At 69.4% G+C, this 16,297-nt stretch carries 14 protein-coding genes; 12 read left to right on the top strand and 2 right to left on the bottom strand.

Features of this window, described 5'->3' with window-relative positions; translation table 11 throughout:
• Positions 1 to 123 precede the first annotated feature (123 nt).
• A complete protein-coding gene (gene ggt / locus AHIS1636_RS04895) occupies positions 124 to 1,950 on the top strand; it encodes a gamma-glutamyltransferase (RefSeq protein WP_264794690.1) in 1,827 nt (608 codons plus the stop codon).
• 98 nt (positions 1,951 to 2,048) lie between these two features.
• On the opposite strand, the gene AHIS1636_RS04900 is transcribed toward ggt, so the two are convergent.
• Both AHIS1636_RS04900 and AHIS1636_RS04905 read right to left on the bottom strand, forming a co-directional pair.
• Entirely contained in the window at positions 2,049 to 2,837 is a 789-nt protein-coding gene (locus AHIS1636_RS04900; RefSeq protein WP_264794691.1) for a TM2 domain-containing protein, read from the bottom strand.
• A gap of 636 nt (positions 2,838 to 3,473) precedes the next feature.
• On the bottom strand, positions 3,474 to 4,637 hold the full coding sequence (locus AHIS1636_RS04905; protein WP_264794692.1) for a PucR family transcriptional regulator: 1,164 nt from the start codon (positions 4,635 to 4,637) through the stop codon (positions 3,474 to 3,476).
• 125 nt (positions 4,638 to 4,762) lie between these two features.
• On the opposite strand from AHIS1636_RS04905, the gene AHIS1636_RS04910 reads away from it, so the two are divergent.
• From AHIS1636_RS04910 to AHIS1636_RS04960, 11 genes are all read left to right on the top strand, one after another.
• Complete coding sequence (locus AHIS1636_RS04910; RefSeq protein WP_264794693.1) at positions 4,763 to 5,959, top strand: FAD-dependent monooxygenase; 1,197 nt, start codon at positions 4,763 to 4,765, stop codon at positions 5,957 to 5,959.
• A gap of 65 nt (positions 5,960 to 6,024) precedes the next feature.
• A complete protein-coding gene (locus AHIS1636_RS04915; RefSeq protein ID WP_264794694.1) occupies positions 6,025 to 7,350 on the top strand; it encodes an MFS transporter in 1,326 nt (441 codons plus the stop codon).
• 150 nt (positions 7,351 to 7,500) lie between these two features.
• On the top strand, positions 7,501 to 8,163 hold the full coding sequence (locus AHIS1636_RS04920; protein WP_264794695.1) for a GntR family transcriptional regulator: 663 nt from the start codon (positions 7,501 to 7,503) through the stop codon (positions 8,161 to 8,163).
• A gap of 222 nt (positions 8,164 to 8,385) precedes the next feature.
• Positions 8,386 to 9,114: an SDR family NAD(P)-dependent oxidoreductase gene (locus AHIS1636_RS04925; RefSeq protein WP_264794696.1), complete on the top strand. Its 729-nt coding sequence runs from the start codon at positions 8,386 to 8,388 to the stop codon at positions 9,112 to 9,114.
• On the top strand, positions 9,107 to 9,673 hold the full coding sequence (locus AHIS1636_RS04930) for a carboxymuconolactone decarboxylase family protein (RefSeq protein ID WP_264794697.1): 567 nt from the start codon (positions 9,107 to 9,109) through the stop codon (positions 9,671 to 9,673). The genes AHIS1636_RS04925 and AHIS1636_RS04930 overlap by 8 nt, the downstream gene beginning before the upstream one ends.
• Positions 9,674 to 9,736: 63 nt before the next feature.
• A complete protein-coding gene (locus AHIS1636_RS04935) occupies positions 9,737 to 10,741 on the top strand; it encodes a TAXI family TRAP transporter solute-binding subunit (protein ID WP_264794698.1) in 1,005 nt (334 codons plus the stop codon).
• A 6-nt stretch (positions 10,742 to 10,747) separates the two neighbouring features.
• Positions 10,748 to 11,272, top strand: a complete 525-nt coding sequence (locus tag AHIS1636_RS04940) for a hypothetical protein (RefSeq protein ID WP_264794699.1) — start codon at positions 10,748 to 10,750, stop codon at positions 11,270 to 11,272.
• Complete coding sequence (locus AHIS1636_RS04945; RefSeq protein ID WP_264794700.1) at positions 11,269 to 13,380, top strand: TRAP transporter permease; 2,112 nt, start codon at positions 11,269 to 11,271, stop codon at positions 13,378 to 13,380. The genes AHIS1636_RS04940 and AHIS1636_RS04945 overlap by 4 nt, the downstream gene beginning before the upstream one ends.
• Positions 13,377 to 14,603, top strand: coding sequence for an L-2-hydroxyglutarate dehydrogenase (gene lhgD, locus AHIS1636_RS04950; RefSeq protein ID WP_264794701.1), 1,227 nt, complete (start codon positions 13,377 to 13,379; stop codon positions 14,601 to 14,603). Before AHIS1636_RS04945 ends, lhgD begins: the two co-directional genes overlap by 4 nt.
• Complete coding sequence (locus tag AHIS1636_RS04955) at positions 14,600 to 15,496, top strand: dihydrodipicolinate synthase family protein (protein ID WP_264794702.1); 897 nt, start codon at positions 14,600 to 14,602, stop codon at positions 15,494 to 15,496. Before lhgD ends, AHIS1636_RS04955 begins: the two co-directional genes overlap by 4 nt.
• Positions 15,496 to 16,269, top strand: coding sequence for an SDR family oxidoreductase (locus AHIS1636_RS04960; RefSeq protein ID WP_264794703.1), 774 nt, complete (start codon positions 15,496 to 15,498; stop codon positions 16,267 to 16,269). The genes AHIS1636_RS04955 and AHIS1636_RS04960 overlap by 1 nt, the downstream gene beginning before the upstream one ends.
• Positions 16,270 to 16,297: the final 28 nt, after the last annotated feature.

Genomic DNA, 16,297 nt, shown 5'->3' on the forward strand with positions numbered 1-16,297 from the left:
CCTACTGTGGCGAAACTGTGAAAAAGCTATGGAACGCCGGCGGCAGCGACGTTGAGCGGCCGGACCGCGGGGAGTAGCGTGGCATCTATCGACTACCCGCATCGTCCTCACTGCGGAGCAACCATGGCACACGTGAGATGTCGGTTCGCTGCCTTCGCGGCGGCGCTGGTTATGAGCGTCACCAGCGGAGTCGCCGCCAGCCCTGCGTTCGGCGCCCAGGCGGACCCTGTCAAGACCCCGACCGCCAGGGGCTACGGCGGCGCGGTAAGTACCGTCGACCCGGAGGCGTCGGCAGCGGCGGTTGAAGTCCTGCGCGAGGGCGGCAACGCCGCGGACGCAGCGGTAGCGGCCGCCGCGACCCTGGGCGTGACCGAACCGTACAGCGCCGGGATCGGCGGCGGCGGCTACTTCATGTTCTACGACGCGGAGACCGGAAGCATCGGCACCATCGATGGCCGCGAAACCGCGCCGGCAGCGATGCCGCACGACGCGTTCATCGACCCGGCAACCGGCAAGCCTTACCCCTTCACGCCGGAGCTTGTCACCAGCGGGGTCTCCGTAGGCGTACCCGGAACGCCGGCCACTTGGGAACGCGCACTCGACCGCTGGGGAACCATTGGCCTGGGCGACGCCCTAGAACCGGCCATCGAGGTCGCGGCCCGCGGCTTCGTGGTCGATGAGACATTCCGCCAGCAGACCCTTGACAACAAGCTGCGCTTCGCAGCATTCACCTCGACCAGCAGCCTCTTCCTCCCGGGCGGCGACGCCCCGGCCGTCGGCAGCGTCTTCCGCAACCACGACCTCGCCAGGACGTACCGGCTTCTGGCGAATCAGGGCACCTCCGCCTTCTACCGCGGGCCGCTCGCGGCCGAAATCGCGGCCACGGTGCAGGTTCCTCCCAAGACGCCCACCACCACCCTGCCCGTGCCGGTCGGCCACATGACACCGGACGACCTCGCTGCCTACCGCGCCCTGGACCAGGCTCCGACGCATGTGGAGTACCGCGGCCTGGAGGTCCACGGCATGGCACCGTCGAGCAGCGGGGGCACCACCGTCGGCGAGGCGCTGAACATCCTGGGCCCGTTCGATCTCTCCGGGATGTCAGCGCCCGGCGCCCTGCACCACTATCTTGAGGCCAGCGCGCTTGCCTTCGCGGACCGCGGCAAGTACGTCGGCGACCCGGCCTTTGTCGACGTCCCCGCCGACGCGCTCACGGATCCGCTGTTCGGCAAGGAACGCGCATGCCGGATCGACCCGCAAGGGGCGGCCGGGAAGCCCGTCGCACCCGGCGACGTGTCCAATTACGACGGCGTGTGCCCGGCTTCCGCGGCGGCACCAGCCAGCGAGAGGGACACGGAGAACATCTCGACGACCAACCTCACGGTCTCCGACAAGTGGGGCAACGTGGTCGAATACACCCTCACGATCGAACAGACCGGCGGATCCGGCATCGTGGTGCCCGGCCGCGGCTTCCTGCTCAACAACGAGCTGACCGACTTCTCCACCGTGTACGACCCCGCCGACCCGAACCGGATCGACCCCGGAAAACGCCCCCGCTCCTCCATGTCTCCGACCATCATCCTCGAGGACGGCAAGCCCTTCCTCGCGCTCGGCTCGCCGGGCGGCTCGACGATCATCACCACCGTCCTGCAGACGATCCTGAACCGCGTCGACCTGGGCATGAACATCCCGGACGCGATCGCGGCGCCGCGTGCTGCACAGCGCAACACCCCCGACGTCAGCGCCGAGCCGGAGTTCATCGACGCCTACGGCGACCAGCTGGCACCCTATGGCCACAAGCTCACCCCGGCCGGAGACAAATTCAGCTCGGCGGCAGAGATCGGTGCGGCGACCGCCATCGAGTTCATGTCGGACGGCAGCACCATCGCCGCCGCTGAGCCCCGCAGGCGCGGCGGGGGATCGGCCATGGTCCTTGAACCAGTGGACTGAACAGCCGTCCACCTCCGAAGGCACCGCCAGCAGCCGGATCGAAGGGCTGCTGCCGACGTGGCAGATCCGGGTTCGGCTCCGCTTTCGGACTTGGCTGCCTAGCGGATGACACGCTCGACGACTGCGACCATCCAGCCGTTGCGGGACTGCACGTAGAGCAGGTAGTCGCCGGGCCGGACACCGATGGTAATCGTTCCGGCTGACTGGTCGAACGAGGAGATAACGGGTTTCGATCCGTCGGGCACGCTCTCCATCCCCGCGGGAAGCAGGTAGACGAATCCTGCATCGTCGAAGGTGTACCTGAGAGTGAGCGCGTCGCCTGCAATCGTGAACGGGCGCGTCGGCCCTTCGTCCTTCCCCGCGAACCGTGCCAGCGGCTCCCAGACAGGCCGCGGCGGATGCACTGCCGAGTCCGTGAGCCGGCCTGCCGCAGCAACAAGATCCTGGGCGGCGGGTGCCACAGCCGCTGCGAAGGCGGTGCCCGCCCCTGCGATAATCGCCACGGAGATGCCCATGGCCAGGATCCGCTGGCCGGGTCGTCCCTTCATCGGATGCCCTCTGCCGTCGACGGCATATCCGGTCGCGACCGCGAGCAGATCCCAAGCCCACCAGAGCCCGGCACCGCCGAGGGTGGCCAGCTTCAGCATCCCGGTGACCACCTGGCCACGGTGAAAGCGATCCACGCCCAAGACGCCGAGGAAGAGGGCCAGCAGCCAGTTCAGCCTGAAGTCCATCAACTCGGGCAGGCCCACCGGGAACGGCCCGTCTTCAAACGGAGTGGTGTGGTCCGCCCGCCCCGGCGGCAGTCCCCCTTGGCTGCGGCCTGGATTTATCGGCCCGGCCAGTCCACGGGCCAGGTGCAGGTTCCCGCAGGAGGACAACAACATACTGGCCATCCAAAGGGGCAATCAGCTTGGATGAGAACAGTTTCTGCCCCGCCGGCACAACCGTCAATATGGCAAAAGCTCCTGGGATCCGGCCGGCAGCAGCCACGTAGGCATGGCGGAAACATCAGGGGGCGCCCAGGACCAGAGAAACAGTCCATGATGTGCCCGGCGAAGAGGCTTCAGAGGCCAGACAGGCTCCGCCCGAGATCGACGTTGCCAAAGTCAAGAATGGCTCCGATCACCAGCAACAGCAGGCTCAACCAGACTCCTCCCATGGCCACGTGGTCGGGTGCTTCCCAACTGCCGGCTGTCCCTCTGGAAGTCCCGTCGATTCCTGCTCGCATTCGGCGGCGCGCCCGCCACATTGCATAGCCGGTGAACAGGACAAAGGCCACACCCCACCAGGCCCAGCCGGGCATGGCGGCCGCCGCCCCTAACACGACGGATCCATATCGCGAGACCCGTGCAGCATGCATCCCCTCATAATGTGCCTCCCCCTGAGTGCGCGATGTCCGTCAGGGATAGCAATGCCCGCGTTATTGAGGTGTTACCGCACCACGCTCCCCGCCTAGGCGGCCCATGAGCAGGCCGGTGCGAGCAGGTCCGGTGCACCGTAGGCCCGGTGCGCCGTAGGGCTCACTGCGTTTGCAGTGCCCTTTGCATCTGATGTACGCGCAGAGCCATGTGCAGTTCAGCCCGCAGCCGCCCGTCGCCCAGGTCGGCGCCAAGGACGGACCGCACCCTCCCTAGCCGGTAGTACAGCGTCGAACGGTGAATACTCAGGGTGAGGGCGGTGCGCTGCGCATCGCCGCCGCAGTCCAGGTAGGCCTGCAGCGTCGCCAGGGTCTCCGAGGAGAGGCCCGCCGCGAGAAGGGTTCGCGCTGAGCGGGGCAGGTCGTCTATGGTCATCCTCTCCAGGGGCAGCAGCGCCAGCAGCCCGTCCAGCCCCGCATCGTCCCAGGCCAGCGCGGGTCCGTGATCTCCGGGCGCCAGCCATGCCACCCGAAGAGCCCTGCGGGCCAGCGCGAGTGAATGGTGCACTTCATCCAGCCGGCCGACCACCGGCCCGATCCCGGCGCGCACCTGGCCAAGCTTGGGGCCGGCGAGGATCCGGGCCAGGCGCTCCTTGACCACGGGCCGCGGGAAGATCAGCACACCGGTGCCGTCATCAAGGGTGGTGCCCACGACGGAGGCCGTCGAGGATCGGGCCACGAAATCCAGAGTCGTCTGCACCGCGAGCGCTGCGCGGCCTGATGGGCGCCCGGGGCGCGGGTCCCCGTCCATGGCCACGGCCGTGTACTGCAATGCCGCGCCCACATGGCGCTCGGCGACCAGGACCTCTGCCGCCGCCCGCCGCTCCACCGGGTCGGCTCCGGTGGCACGGATCAGCAGCTCGCGGGCCCGGGAGCGGTCATGCTCCTCATACAGCAACCGCAGGGAGAGCAGCACGCCCAGCCCCGATGAGCCCTGCAACAGGATGGGAAGCACTCCCTCGCCGAGCGGCGTGTCGTCGACAACGGTCAACAGGAACCCGACCAGCCGTCGATGGTCCGTGAGCGGAACCAGCAGGCAGCGCCCGAGCGGGGGCAGGGCCATTTCGACGTACGGACCACCCGTGGGTCCCGGCGGCTCCCACCCGCCGGAATGGGCCAGGAGCAGCGAGAGCCGGCGCCGGTCCTCCTCCACCTCGTGGATGGAGTAGCCGACCACGGCCATGGTCCAGTCCAGCACCGCCAAGCGGCGCCCGGCGGCCTCCGATAGATCCTGCAGGGCATCATCCAACCCAGCCGCAGCAGACATGAGGCCGCTCCTCCATATGGACACTGTGTCGGCATGAACCGTCCCATATTCGCACATCTGTGTAGTGCGCTGCCTCACAGTCGCTGCATAGGCTCGAGGTCAGCCAACCAGAAGGAGCCTTCACCATGCCCAAGCGGATTGCCATCATCGGCGCGGGGATCGGCGGCCTGACCCTTGCAATCGACCTGCAGCGCAAGGGCCTGGACGTCCGGATCTACGAACAGACCCCCGTCCTCAAGGAGGTAGGAGCCGCCGTCGCACTGTCGGCCAACGCCACCCGGTTCTACATGGACCGGTTTGGCATGGCGGCACAGTTGGGCGATAAATGGGCGGAGGTCGACGGGCTGATCTTCCGCGACGGGCGCACCGGCGAACAGATCTCCCGACTCTCGTCCCGTGAGGAGTACCGCCGCCGCTATGGGGCTCCGTACGCGGGCATCCATCGAGCTGACCTGCAGGCCGTGCTCTTCGGCGCCCTCGACCCGGCCAGCCTGCATCTCAGCAAGCGGATGACCGGCATTGACGACGCGGGCCCGGCCGCGCGCCTGACGTTCGCGGACGGTGACGAGGCCGAAGCCGACCTGGTCATCGGGGCGGACGGAGCCCGGTCCCTGACCCGCAGGCTGTTGCTGGGTTACGACGACGCACGCTATTCGGGCTGCACCGCCGCCCGCGGCATCGTTGCCCCGGAGCTGCTGCCGTCCTTGCCGGATCCGGAGGCCATCCAGTTCTGGATGGGCCCGGGAGGGCATCTGCTGCATTACCCGATCGGCAACGGCGACCAGAACTTCTTCCTCGTCAAGCGCGAGTCCGTGCCGTGGGCCGAGAAGGGCTGGGTGGTGCCGGCCGAAGACAAGAAGCACATTGAGCCGTTCGCGCACTGGGCGCCGGCCGTCGTCGAGATGATCTCGGCCGTTCCCGTCCACGAACAGTGGGCCCTCTTCTACCGACCTCCGCTCACCCGCTGGTCGCAAGGCCGGGTGACCCTGCTGGGTGACGCCGCCCATGCCACCGTGCCCCACCACGGCCAAGGCGCGAACCAGTCCATCGAGGACGCCATCGTCCTGTCCGACCTGCTCTCCGGATCCACGGACTGGGACCGCGCACGCACGGAATACGAAGAGCGCCGCCGCTTCCGCACCCGCAAGGTCGTCGATGCGTCCGTGACCGTCGGAGAGATGCTCCACCTGCCCGACGGTGCGCGCGCGCAGGAACGCAACGCACGGCTGGCCGCCCCCGGCGCCTTCGACCGGCACCTGGACTGGATCCACGCATTCAGGGCCGATGACCAGGTCCCGGCAAGCCCCGCCGTCGCCACCTGAACTCCGACGCCAGAGGCGGCCTCCCGGCCGCGGCCTGCCTACCTTCCCAACCAGAACGGTTTACCATGACTAATCTTCCTGCCACCTTGAAGCGGCGCAGTCCGCTGCTCGTGGTCGCTTTGTGCTTTGCCGTCATCGTCCTCGACGGCTATGACCTGATGATCTTCGGAGCCATCGTCCCGGTGCTACTGGAGTTCCCGCAGTGGGGACTTGGCCCCAGTGAGGTGGGCATCATCGGCAGCCTCACCACCTTCGGCATGCTCGTAGGCGCGCTGCTGGTCGGTACGCTCTCGGATATCTTCGGGCGGCGCCGGGTCTTCATGGCGAGCACCATCTGGTTCAGCGCCATGACCCTGCTGAGCGCCCTCGCTCCCACCCCTGAGCTGTTCGGGCTGCTTCGCCTGCTGGCCGGGTTGGGACTCGGCGGCGTCATGCCGACGGCGATCGCCCTGACCGTCGAATACGCGCCGGCCAACCGGAAACAGTTCTACAACGCGATGATGTTCGTCGGCTATTCGGTCGGCGGGGTGCTCGCCGCGCTCCTAGCCCTCATCCTGGTCCAGCCTCTGGGATTCCGGTGGCTGATCGCCTTCGGAGCCGTTCCGGGAATCCTCCTCGTTCCGGTGATCGCGAAGTACCTTCCCGAGTCCATGAGCTACCTTGCCCGGCGCGGCCAGACCGGGCGGGCGGAGGAGCTGTCCCGAACCTACGGCATCGAGCTGGCGTCGACCGGCCGGGAGCAGGAGGCCGGGCGGACCGGCGCGTTCCGCTACCTGCTCGGCCCCCGGCGGCTCCGTCCCCTGGCGCTCTTCTCCACCGCCTCCTTCGCCGGCCTGCTGCTGGTCTACGGACTGAACACCTGGCTGCCGCAGATCATGCGCTCGGCAGGCTACCCGCTCGGGTCGTCGATCAGCTTCCTGCTGGTCCTCAACCTCGGTGCCGTCCTGGGCACCATCTGCTCGGCCGCCCTGGCGGACCGGGTTGGCTCCCGGATCGCGGTGACCCTGGCATTCCTCGCTGCGGTCGCCACCCTCGTTGGGCTCAGCCTGCAGCCGAGCGCCGGCCTGCTGTACGTATTCGTGGCCCTGGCCGGACTCGGGTCGATCGGCACCCAGATCTTGGTCAACGGCTATGCAGCCGCCTACTTCCCGGCGTGGACCCGGGGCACGGCCGTCGGCATCACCTTGGGCATTGGCCGGCTCGGGGCAGTCGTGGCCCCGCTTCTGGTAGGCATGATTCTCGACTCGAATCTGAGCTTCGAGTGGAACTTCTACGCCTTCCTGCTGGCCGCCGCCCTCGGCCTGGTGGCCATCCTGCTGATCCCGCGCGGGAAAACCACCGCCGCACAGCAGGCAACGGCCATCGGAAGCGCGGCGGCTCCCGCCCCCTAAGTTACCGCACGGAAGGGGCCGTTGCCGACGCCGGCAGCGGCCCTGTCCGCGCAGGTTGGAAGGGGTCGCCGCCCGGACTGTCCGGAGTCCCGGCGCCGCGTTCGACTACAGTTAGCGACATCGCGTAGACGGACTCCAGGGGAGGGCACCATGGCAGAGACGCCGCATAAGCGTCCTCCCACGGCGCAGGCTTTCGTACTGGCGGAGCTGCGGCGCATGATCATCGCCGGGGAGCTCGAGCCGGGCCAGCCGCTCCGGCAGGACGCCCTCGCGGACCGGCTCGGAGTCAGCCGCGTGCCCCTCCGCGAGGCCTTCAAGATCCTGGAGGGTGAGGGCCAGATCGTCTACGAGCCGCACCGCGGCTTCAAGGTCGCCCGGCTGTCCCTCGAAGACCTGCTCGAGGTGTACCGCATCCGGCAACTGCTGGAAACCGAAGCCGCGCACGCCGCCGTCGAACGGGCCGGAGACGAGGTCCTCGAGGCGATGAAGGAGGCTGCCGGCGAGGTGGAACGCGCCGCCGAGGCCGCCGACATCCTGGCCATGACCGAAGCAAACCGGCGCTTCCACTTCGTGCTGCTCTCGGGCGCCCGGATGCCCCGGCTCGAGCGGCTCATCCAGGTCCTCTGGGACGCCACCGATACGTACCGCTTCATCTACTACGGCGTCCCGGCCAACCGGCAGCGCGTGGAAGAAGAGCACAACCTCATCATCGAGGCGTTCGCCGACCGGGACGCCGGGCGGCTGGTCAAGAACCTCGACCAGCACCGCGACCATGCCGTCGACGCGTTGCGGGCCTTCCTCGAGCGGCAGTAGCCCTCCCGCCAGCCCCTTCCCCACCGGCACCGCGGGCCCGCCCGCGCTTCGTATGCCCACAAGGCCTCCATGCCACCGTGGAATGAAGGCGTTGCTAAACGTTTATGTGACGGGGGTTACAGTTTGCGGCAATTTTGTATACAGTCTCCAATGTCATCGAGGAACGGGATGTGCCGAAGCACGGCCCACCCGTCGGACCCGCTGTAGTCAAAGGGGAATGCCGTGGAGAACTGGCTGGGCCTGGCGGACCGGCGCGTGCTGGTCGCCGGCGGCGGGGGCATCGGAACGGCCTGCGCGGCGGCGTTCACTGCCGCGGGTGCCAGGGTCGCCGTCGCTGATCGGGACCCGGCCCGGCTCGCCGGGCAGGAGCACCCGCTGGTCACGGATTTCTCCACCACCGCCGGCTGCGACGACGCGGTCGCCCGCGCTGCCGGCGCCCTCGGCGGGCTGGACATCCTGGTCCACGCCGTCGGCGTCAACCAGCGCGTCCCGGTCCTGGACACTTCCGACGACGACTGGGACCGCATCGTCGGCATCAACCTTTCCAGCGTCTTCCGCCTCGGCCGCGCCGCAGGACGGCACATGGTCGACGCCGGGTGGGGCCGGCAGGTGTATTGCTCCTCGGTGTCGGGGCTGCTGGCCCACCCGGAGCACGGCCCGTATGCGGCGAGCAAGGGCGGCATCAACCAACTGCTGCGCGTGATGGCCCGCGAGTGGGCGCCCCGCGGCGTCACGGTCAACGCCATCGCGCCCGGCTACACCGAAACGGACCTCACGCGGACGCACCTGGACAAGCCGGGCGTGCGCGAGCACTACACCTCGCTGGTCCCGGCCGGCCGGCTCGGTTCGGTCGATGACCTCACCGGCCCGGTCCTTTTCCTGGCCTCCGACCAGGCCGCCTTCGTAACAGGCCACGTCATGTATGTGGACGGAGGGCGGACCCTTGTCTGACCGCTTTCCGCTGCTGCGGCCGGCTGCCATGGATGCGGAGCAGCGCAGCCTGTACGAGGAGATCACCGCGCCGCCGCGCGCCGGCGGGCCCTTCCGGATCCGGCACGACGACGGCACGCTGGCCGGACCGTTCAACGCTCTCCTGCACGCTCCCGCCATCGGCCAGGCGGTGCAGCACTTGGGGGCGGCACTCCGCTTCGGCGGCACCCTCCCCGACCGCACGCGCGAACTCGCCGTCTGCGCCGTCGCGGCCGCGCTGGATGCCGGCTACGAGTGGTACGCGCACAGTCGAGTGGCCCGCAGCGTGGGTGTGACGGACGCCGAACTCGGCCAGGTCCGCATTGGCACGGTGCCGGACACCGCCAGCGACCGCGAGGCCGCGGCACTGCTGCTCACCCGCGAACTGCTCGCCGAGGCCGGCGTGTCCGACCGGACCCATGCCCTGGCCCTGCAGCAGCTCGGCCACTCCGGAATCACCGAGCTGACGGTGCTGGTGGGGTACTACCGGACCCTCGCCGGGCTGCTCGCCGCCGGTGATATCCCAGCCCCGGACGAATAGGCCCAACCGCTCAGACCGACCCATCACTTGCAGCAGCACCCGCACCAGCAAAGGGAGAAAACCATGCCCAGCATCTCGACCAAGGCCCGCCGCGCGCGCCGCCTCGCCGCCGCAGCCGTCATTCCCGCGCTGTTCCTCAGCGCCTGCGGCAGCCCCGCCGCGGAAGGCGGCGGCGGCGCCGTGGACGGCAGCGGCGGCACGCTGTCGATCGCCACCGGCGGCACGGGCGGCGTCTACTATCCGTTGGGCGGCGGGTTCGCCACCGTCATCCGCGAAAACGTCGACGGCTACGATGCCACCGTCCAGGAGACCAATGCCTCCGTCGACAACATGCTGCTCATCAAGAGCGGCGCGGCGCAGCTCGCGTTCTCCGTGGGCGACGTGGCGGCCGACGCCGTCGAAGGCGTCGGCGATTTCGAGGGCGATCCCCTCGACGTCTGCTCGCTCGGCAACGTCTACCACAACTTCCTGCAGCCGGTGACCGTCAAGGACACCGGGATCAAGAGCGTCGAGGACATGAAGGGCAAGGTCGTCTCGGTCGGCGCACCGGGCTCCGCCACCGAGGTGGCCGCGGTCCGCACCCTCGAAGCCGCAGGCCTCGACCCCAAGAAGGACATCGACCGGCGCCAGCTCGGCGTCGCCGAGACCGTGGCGGCCCTGCGCGACGGCACCATCGACGCCGGCTTCTGGTCCGGCGGCCTGCCCACGGGCGCACTGATCGACCTCGCCGCGGACGGCGACATGGTCCTCATCCCGATCGGCGAGTATGCGGCACCGCTGGCCGAGAAGTACGGCACGTACTACGTCGAGGACGACATCCCCGCCGGCACCTACGAGGGCCAGGACACGGCGGTCCCGGTCGTGGCATCGCCGAACGTCCTCGTGGCCTCCAAGCAAATGGATGAGCAGCTGCAGCAGGACATCACGGCCGCCGTCTTCGACAAAAAGGAACAGCTCGTCAAGGTCCATCCCGCCGCGGCGGAGCTGGACCCGGCAACCGCCGGCGAGCTGCAGTTCATCGAGACCTGCCCCGGGTCGAAGAAGTACTTCGACGGAGCCGGAAGCTAGCAGCCGATGCGCCGCCCGTTCGCCGTCGTCGTTGCCGTCCTGGTGTCCCTCGGCACCCTAGGCGCGGTGTCGGCCGCCGCCGTCGCCGCCGCCTCCGGGCACGGCGGAACCGGCGGCCGCAGCCTCGTGGTCACGAACGACGACGGCGAACTGGCCCGGGTGCCTTTGGCCGCGGATACCTTCGCGGTGAGCTACCGCAATTCGATCTACGGAACCCTGGCCGAGGAGCGCTATGTGGTGCAGGCCGACGGCAGCTACCGGCTGGCGGAGATCGCGGCGGACCAGCTGGCCGTCCTCGAGGAGTACTACGGCGTCCCGGGAACACCCGCTGCCGCGGGCCCGGACGACCGCCGCAACTACGTGGTTCCGCCGGACCCCTCGCGTCCGGCGGTCTTCGAGACGCTCTCCATCGCCGCCACGGATTTGGGGCAGCGCACCCTCCATGTTCCCGGTGAGCCGCCTCTTCAGCTGTGGCGCCTGGCCGGAAACGACGATCCATACGTTGAGCTAGATATCAAGGAGACCCCATGACCGAGCGACTCGACGGCAATGGCGCCGTGACCGCCCGTGCGCTGCCGCCGGACGGACGGAAGCGCGGCCCGCGCCCGGCCGAGGCGCCGGCTTCCAAGGAGGACCTCGGCGTCATCCAGGCGCCCAAGGGTGCCTTCGACCCCGGCAGGGACTCGATTGACGAAGAGGCCTTGATAGCCGAATTCGAGGCGGAAAAGCCGGCCCGGCACCTGAGCGGCAAGCCCGCGCTGATCGTGCAGGTCCTGGGCGTGGCCCTGTCGCTGTTCGCCCTCTACTGGGTATTCAACCCCATGCCCACCCAGTTCTACCTGCCGGCCTTCCTGATGCTCGGCCTGTCGCTGACCTTCCTGGTCTACCGCGGCTGGGGCCGGTCCGAGCGGGCGAGGGAGTCCGGCCGGGCGGACAACCCGCACGCCGTGGACTGGGTGCTCGCGATCATCTCCATCGTCCCGTTCATGTACATCATCTCGGACTGGGACGGCTTCTTCCGCCGGGCCATCATCCCCACCTACCTCGACCTGATCATGGGCACCATCGCCATCCTGCTCGTCCTCGAGGCGTGCCGGCGGACGGTCGGCATCCTGGTGCCCGCCGTCGTGCTGTTCTTCTTCGCCTACGCCTACTTCGGCCCGTACTTCCCGGATCCGTTCCAGACCTCGCCGTTCGGCTGGATCCGGCTGGTGGGCCACAACGTCATGGGCACCCAGGGCATCTTCGGCGTCCCCACGGAAGTGGCGGCGACCTACATCATCCTGTTCACGATCTACGGCGCGGTGCTCGGCGCCTCCGGTGCCACGAAGTTCTTCATCGACCTGTCCTTCTCGGCCTTCGGCCAGTCCCGCTCCGGCCCCGGCCGCACGGTGACCATGGCAGGTTTCCTGCTCGGCACGGTCTCCGGCTCGGGCGTCGCCACCACCGTCACCCTCGGCGGCATCTCATGGCCGCTGCTGCGCAAGGCCGGGTATCCGAAGGAACACGGCGGCGCCGTACTGGCGGCCGCCGGCATCGGTGCCATCATGTCTCCGCCTACCCTGGGCGCCGCGGCATTCATCATTGCGGCCCTGCTGAATGTCTCCTACCTCGAGGTGCTGATCTGGGCCACCATCCCGACGCTGCTCTACTACCTGGGCATCATCCTGGCCATCGAGATGGATGCCCGACGGTTCAAGACGAAGCCCGTCGAGTTCGAGGCCAAGCCGGTGGGCAGGCTGCTGCTGCGCTTCGGCTACCACTTCAGCTCCCTCGCCGCGATCGTCGTGTTCATGGCGATGGGCATGACCCCGTTCCGGGCCGTCGTGTACGCGACCGCCCTCGCCTTCGTGCTCAGCTTCTTCGACCGCGAGTCGTGGATGACGCCGAAGCGGATCTGGGACGCGCTGGCCACCGGCGCGACAGGCGCCCTGTCCGTCATTCCCGTGATGGCGGCGGCGGGCCTGATCGTCGGCGTCATGACGCTGACCGGCCTCGGCCTGAAGCTCGCCAACATCATCGTGGACTTCGCCGGCGGCAGCCTGTTCCTGACGGCGCTGTTCTCCGCGATCTCGGTGATCCTGCTCGGACTCGCCGTGCCGGTCACCGCGAGCTTCATCATCTCGTGGGTGATCATCGGTCCGGCCCTCCAGGACGTCGGGGTGCCGGCGTTCGCCGCGGCGATGTTCATCTTCTACTACTCGGTGCTGAGCGAGGTGTCGCCGCCGACCGCGCTCTCGCCGTTCGCGGCGTCGGCCATCACCGGCGGCAAGCCCATCCCCACGATGTGGCTGACCTGGCGCTACACGCTCTCGGCCTTCCTCGTCCCGTTCATCTTCGTGCTGTCGGGGCCGGGCATCGGACTGCTGATGCAGGGCGGCTTCCTCACCGTCCTGCTGGCACTGGCCGTCTCCGCGGTCGCGGTGGCTGCACTGGCAGTGGCGACCGGAGGGTGGATCATCGGACCGGCGAGCTGGCTCGAACGCGCGGTGATCGGCCTCGGCTCGCTGCCCCTGCTGGTCATGGAACCCATGTACCTGGCCATCGGCGCCGCCATGGTCGCCGCCGGGCTCCTGCTCCACGTTGTCCGCACCAAGCGGCACGCAAACAGCGTCGCGGCGCCGGAAGCGGCGCGATGACGGGGCGGCGCTACGCCGTCGTCGGCGGCGGCATCCTCGGTGCGGCGGTCGCGCGCCGGCTCCTGGCCGTGCAGCCGGATGCCCGGGTCACGGTGCTGGAAAAGGAGCCGGTACTGGCCTCGCACCAGACCGGCCGGAACAGCGGCGTCGTCCACGCCGGGCTCTACTACACCCCGGGCTCGCTCAAGGCCCGGCTGTGCCGCCGCGGGGTCGGGCTGCTGCAGGAGTACTGCGGCGAGCGCGGCCTCGCCTATGACGAATGCGGCAAGGTCCTGGTGGCGCGGAACAGCACCGAGGAGGCGCGGCTGGGCGACATCCTGGCCCGTGCGCGGGCCAACGGCGTCCCCGATGTCCGGACCATTGACCGCGATGCACTGCGCGCTCTCGAGCCGCACGTCGAGGGCACCTCCGGGCTGCATTCGCCGCACACCGCGATTGTCGACTACGGCGCCGTCACCCGGGCGCTGGCCGACGATGTGGCGGCTGCCGGCGGCACCGTCACCACCTCGTTCGAGGTCACCGGCCTGGCCCGCCGCGGCGGCGAGACCCTGGTGTCCGGCCGCCGCCAGGGCGCGGAAACCGCCGAGGCGTTCGACGCCGTCATCGTCTGCGCCGGCCTGCACGCCGACCGCGTGGCCAAGCTCGCCGGAGACGACGACGATCCGAAAATCGTGCCGTTCCGCGGCGAGTACTATCTGCTCCGCCCGGAAAAGCGGGATCTCGTGAAGGGCCTGGTCTACCCCGTGCCGGATCCGCGGTACCCGTTCCTCGGGGTCCATCTGACCCCGCGCGTGGACGGCGAGGTAATGGTGGGCCCCAACGCGGTCCTCGCCCTCGCCCGCGAAGGCTACGGCTGGACCACGGTCTCCCCCCGCGACCTTGCGGATGCCCTCGGCTGGCCCGGTTTCCGCGCCTTCGCGAAGAAGCACTGGCGCACCGGCGCGACCGAGATGCTCGGCTCGCTGAGCAAGCGGAAGTTCGTCGCCGAAGCCCGCAAATACGTGCCCGAGCTGACCATCGACGACGTCGTTCCCGGCCCGTCCGGCATCCGCGCCCAGGCGCTTGGCCGGGACGGCTCGCTGGTGGACGACTTCCGCATCACGCGGCACGGGTCGGTGCTCAGCGTCCGCAACGCCCCCTCCCCTGCAGCCACGTCTTCCCTGGCCATCGCCGAGCATATCGTCGCGCTGGCCCTCGACCGAAAGGACACTCCCGCCCCATGAGTACACAACCCTTCGCCCGCGGACTGTGGGGCGTGCTCGCGACCCCGTTCACCGGATCCGAGTACGCGGTGGACGCCGAATCCCTGCGCCGCGAGGTCCGGCTCTACCGGAACATTCCGGCCAGCGGCCTGGTAGTGCTCGGCGTCTTCGGCGAAGGCGCCGCCCTCGACACCGCCGAACAGGCCCTGGCCGTCCGGACGGTGGCGGAGGAAGCCGGGGAGTTGCCGCTCGTCATCGGGCTGTCCGCCCGCACCACCAACGTGGCCATCGAGCAGGCTCGCAACGCCGTCGACGCCGCGGGCGCCAGCCTCGCCGCCCTCATGGTGCAGGCCAACACCCCGGATCCGGAAGCCCTCGCCGCCCACCTTGCTGCCATCCACCGGGCCACCGGCGCCGGCATTGTGCTGCAGGACTACCCGGTGGCCTCGGGCGTGAAGGTCAGCAGCGCGCAGCTCTTGGCCGCGATCCGGCAGTGCCCGTTCATCGTCGCGGTCAAGTCCGAGGCACCGCCGACCGCCGCCGCCATCGCCCAGCTCACCGCCGCCATCGATATCCCGGTGTTCGGCGGACTCGGCGGCGTGGGGCTGATCGACGAACTCGCCGCCGGGGCGGCCGGCGCCATGACCGGATTCTCGCACCCGGAGGCGCTGCAGCTGGCGATCACCGCGTACGAAGAAGGCGGCTTCAGCGCCGCCCGCGAGGTGTTCGCGCCGTGGCTGCCGCTGGCCAACTTCGAGGGCCAGCCCGGCGTCGGTCTGGCGCTGCGCAAGGAGATCCTCAAACGCCGCGGCGTCATCTCCGAAGCGCTCGTCCGCCCGCCGGCCCCCACCCTGCCCGCAGAGCTGGCCGACATGATCGACGCCCACCTCGACGCCGTGAAGGAGCTTGCCTGATGGATACCGGACTGAAGGGAAAGAACGTGCTGGTGCCGGGGTCAAGCTCCGGCATCGGCCTGGCCATCGCACAGGCGCTGGCCGAGGAAGGCGCCAACGTGGTGCTCGCTGCCCGCCGCGAGGACGTGGTGCAGGCCGAGGCCGCGAAGCTGCCCTCAGCCATCGGCATCGCCCTGGACCTCAACGCGGACGGAGCCCCGGCCGCGCTGGTGGAGGCCGCGGAGGAGGCCTTCGGACCCATCGACGTGCTGGTCCTCAACGGCGGCGGTCCGCCCCCGGGCGGCGCCGCGGACGTCACCGACGAGCAGGCCCTCGCCGCGGCGCACCAGCTGCTGCTCCAGCACATCCGGCTCACCAACCTCGTGCTCCCCGGCATGCGCGGACGCGGCTGGGGGCGGATCGTGGCCGTCGGTTCCAGCGGCGTGCAGCAGCCGCTGCCCAACCTGGCGCTGTCCAACATCGGCCGCGCCGGGCTGGCCGGCTACCTTAAGACCCTTGCCGCCGAGGTCGCCGGTGACGGCGTGACCGTCAACATGGTGCTGCCCGGCCGGATCGACACCGACCGGGTGGCCTCCCTCGACGCGGCGGCGGCGAAGCGCACCGGCAGCACCCCCGAGGAGGCCCGCCGGTCCTCAGAGGCAGGCATTCCCGCAGGCCGCTACGGCAAGCCCGGGGAATTCGCCGCCGTCGTCGCGTTCCTCGCCGGCACGCCGGCCGCCTACGTCACCGGAGAGCAGATCCGGGTCGACGGCGGCATGGTCCGCTCCTACTGATTCCGTCTGATTCCATGCCGTCGATGAA

It is taken from the genome of Arthrobacter mangrovi, assembly GCF_026011795.1.
Taxonomy (GTDB): domain Bacteria; phylum Actinomycetota; class Actinomycetes; order Actinomycetales; family Micrococcaceae; genus Crystallibacter; species Crystallibacter mangrovi.

Excerpts from the sequence above, each read along its gene's own strand:
- ggt (WP_264794690.1), top strand. The coding sequence starts at position 124 with ATGGCACACGTGAGATGTCGGTTCGCTGCCTTCGCGGCGGCGCTGGTT.
- AHIS1636_RS04900 (WP_264794691.1), bottom strand. The coding sequence starts at position 2,837 with ATGTTGTTGTCCTCCTGCGGGAACCTGCACCTGGCCCGTGGACTGGCC.
- AHIS1636_RS04905 (WP_264794692.1), bottom strand. The coding sequence starts at position 4,637 with ATGTCTGCTGCGGCTGGGTTGGATGATGCCCTGCAGGATCTATCGGAG.
- AHIS1636_RS04910 (WP_264794693.1), top strand. The coding sequence starts at position 4,763 with ATGCCCAAGCGGATTGCCATCATCGGCGCGGGGATCGGCGGCCTGACC.
- AHIS1636_RS04915 (WP_264794694.1), top strand. The coding sequence starts at position 6,025 with ATGACTAATCTTCCTGCCACCTTGAAGCGGCGCAGTCCGCTGCTCGTG.
- AHIS1636_RS04920 (WP_264794695.1), top strand. The coding sequence starts at position 7,501 with ATGGCAGAGACGCCGCATAAGCGTCCTCCCACGGCGCAGGCTTTCGTA.
- AHIS1636_RS04935 (WP_264794698.1), top strand. The coding sequence starts at position 9,737 with ATGCCCAGCATCTCGACCAAGGCCCGCCGCGCGCGCCGCCTCGCCGCC.
- AHIS1636_RS04940 (WP_264794699.1), top strand. The coding sequence starts at position 10,748 with ATGCGCCGCCCGTTCGCCGTCGTCGTTGCCGTCCTGGTGTCCCTCGGC.
- AHIS1636_RS04945 (WP_264794700.1), top strand. The coding sequence starts at position 11,269 with ATGACCGAGCGACTCGACGGCAATGGCGCCGTGACCGCCCGTGCGCTG.
- lhgD (WP_264794701.1), top strand. The coding sequence starts at position 13,377 with ATGACGGGGCGGCGCTACGCCGTCGTCGGCGGCGGCATCCTCGGTGCG.
- AHIS1636_RS04955 (WP_264794702.1), top strand. The coding sequence starts at position 14,600 with ATGAGTACACAACCCTTCGCCCGCGGACTGTGGGGCGTGCTCGCGACC.
- AHIS1636_RS04960 (WP_264794703.1), top strand. The coding sequence starts at position 15,496 with ATGGATACCGGACTGAAGGGAAAGAACGTGCTGGTGCCGGGGTCAAGC.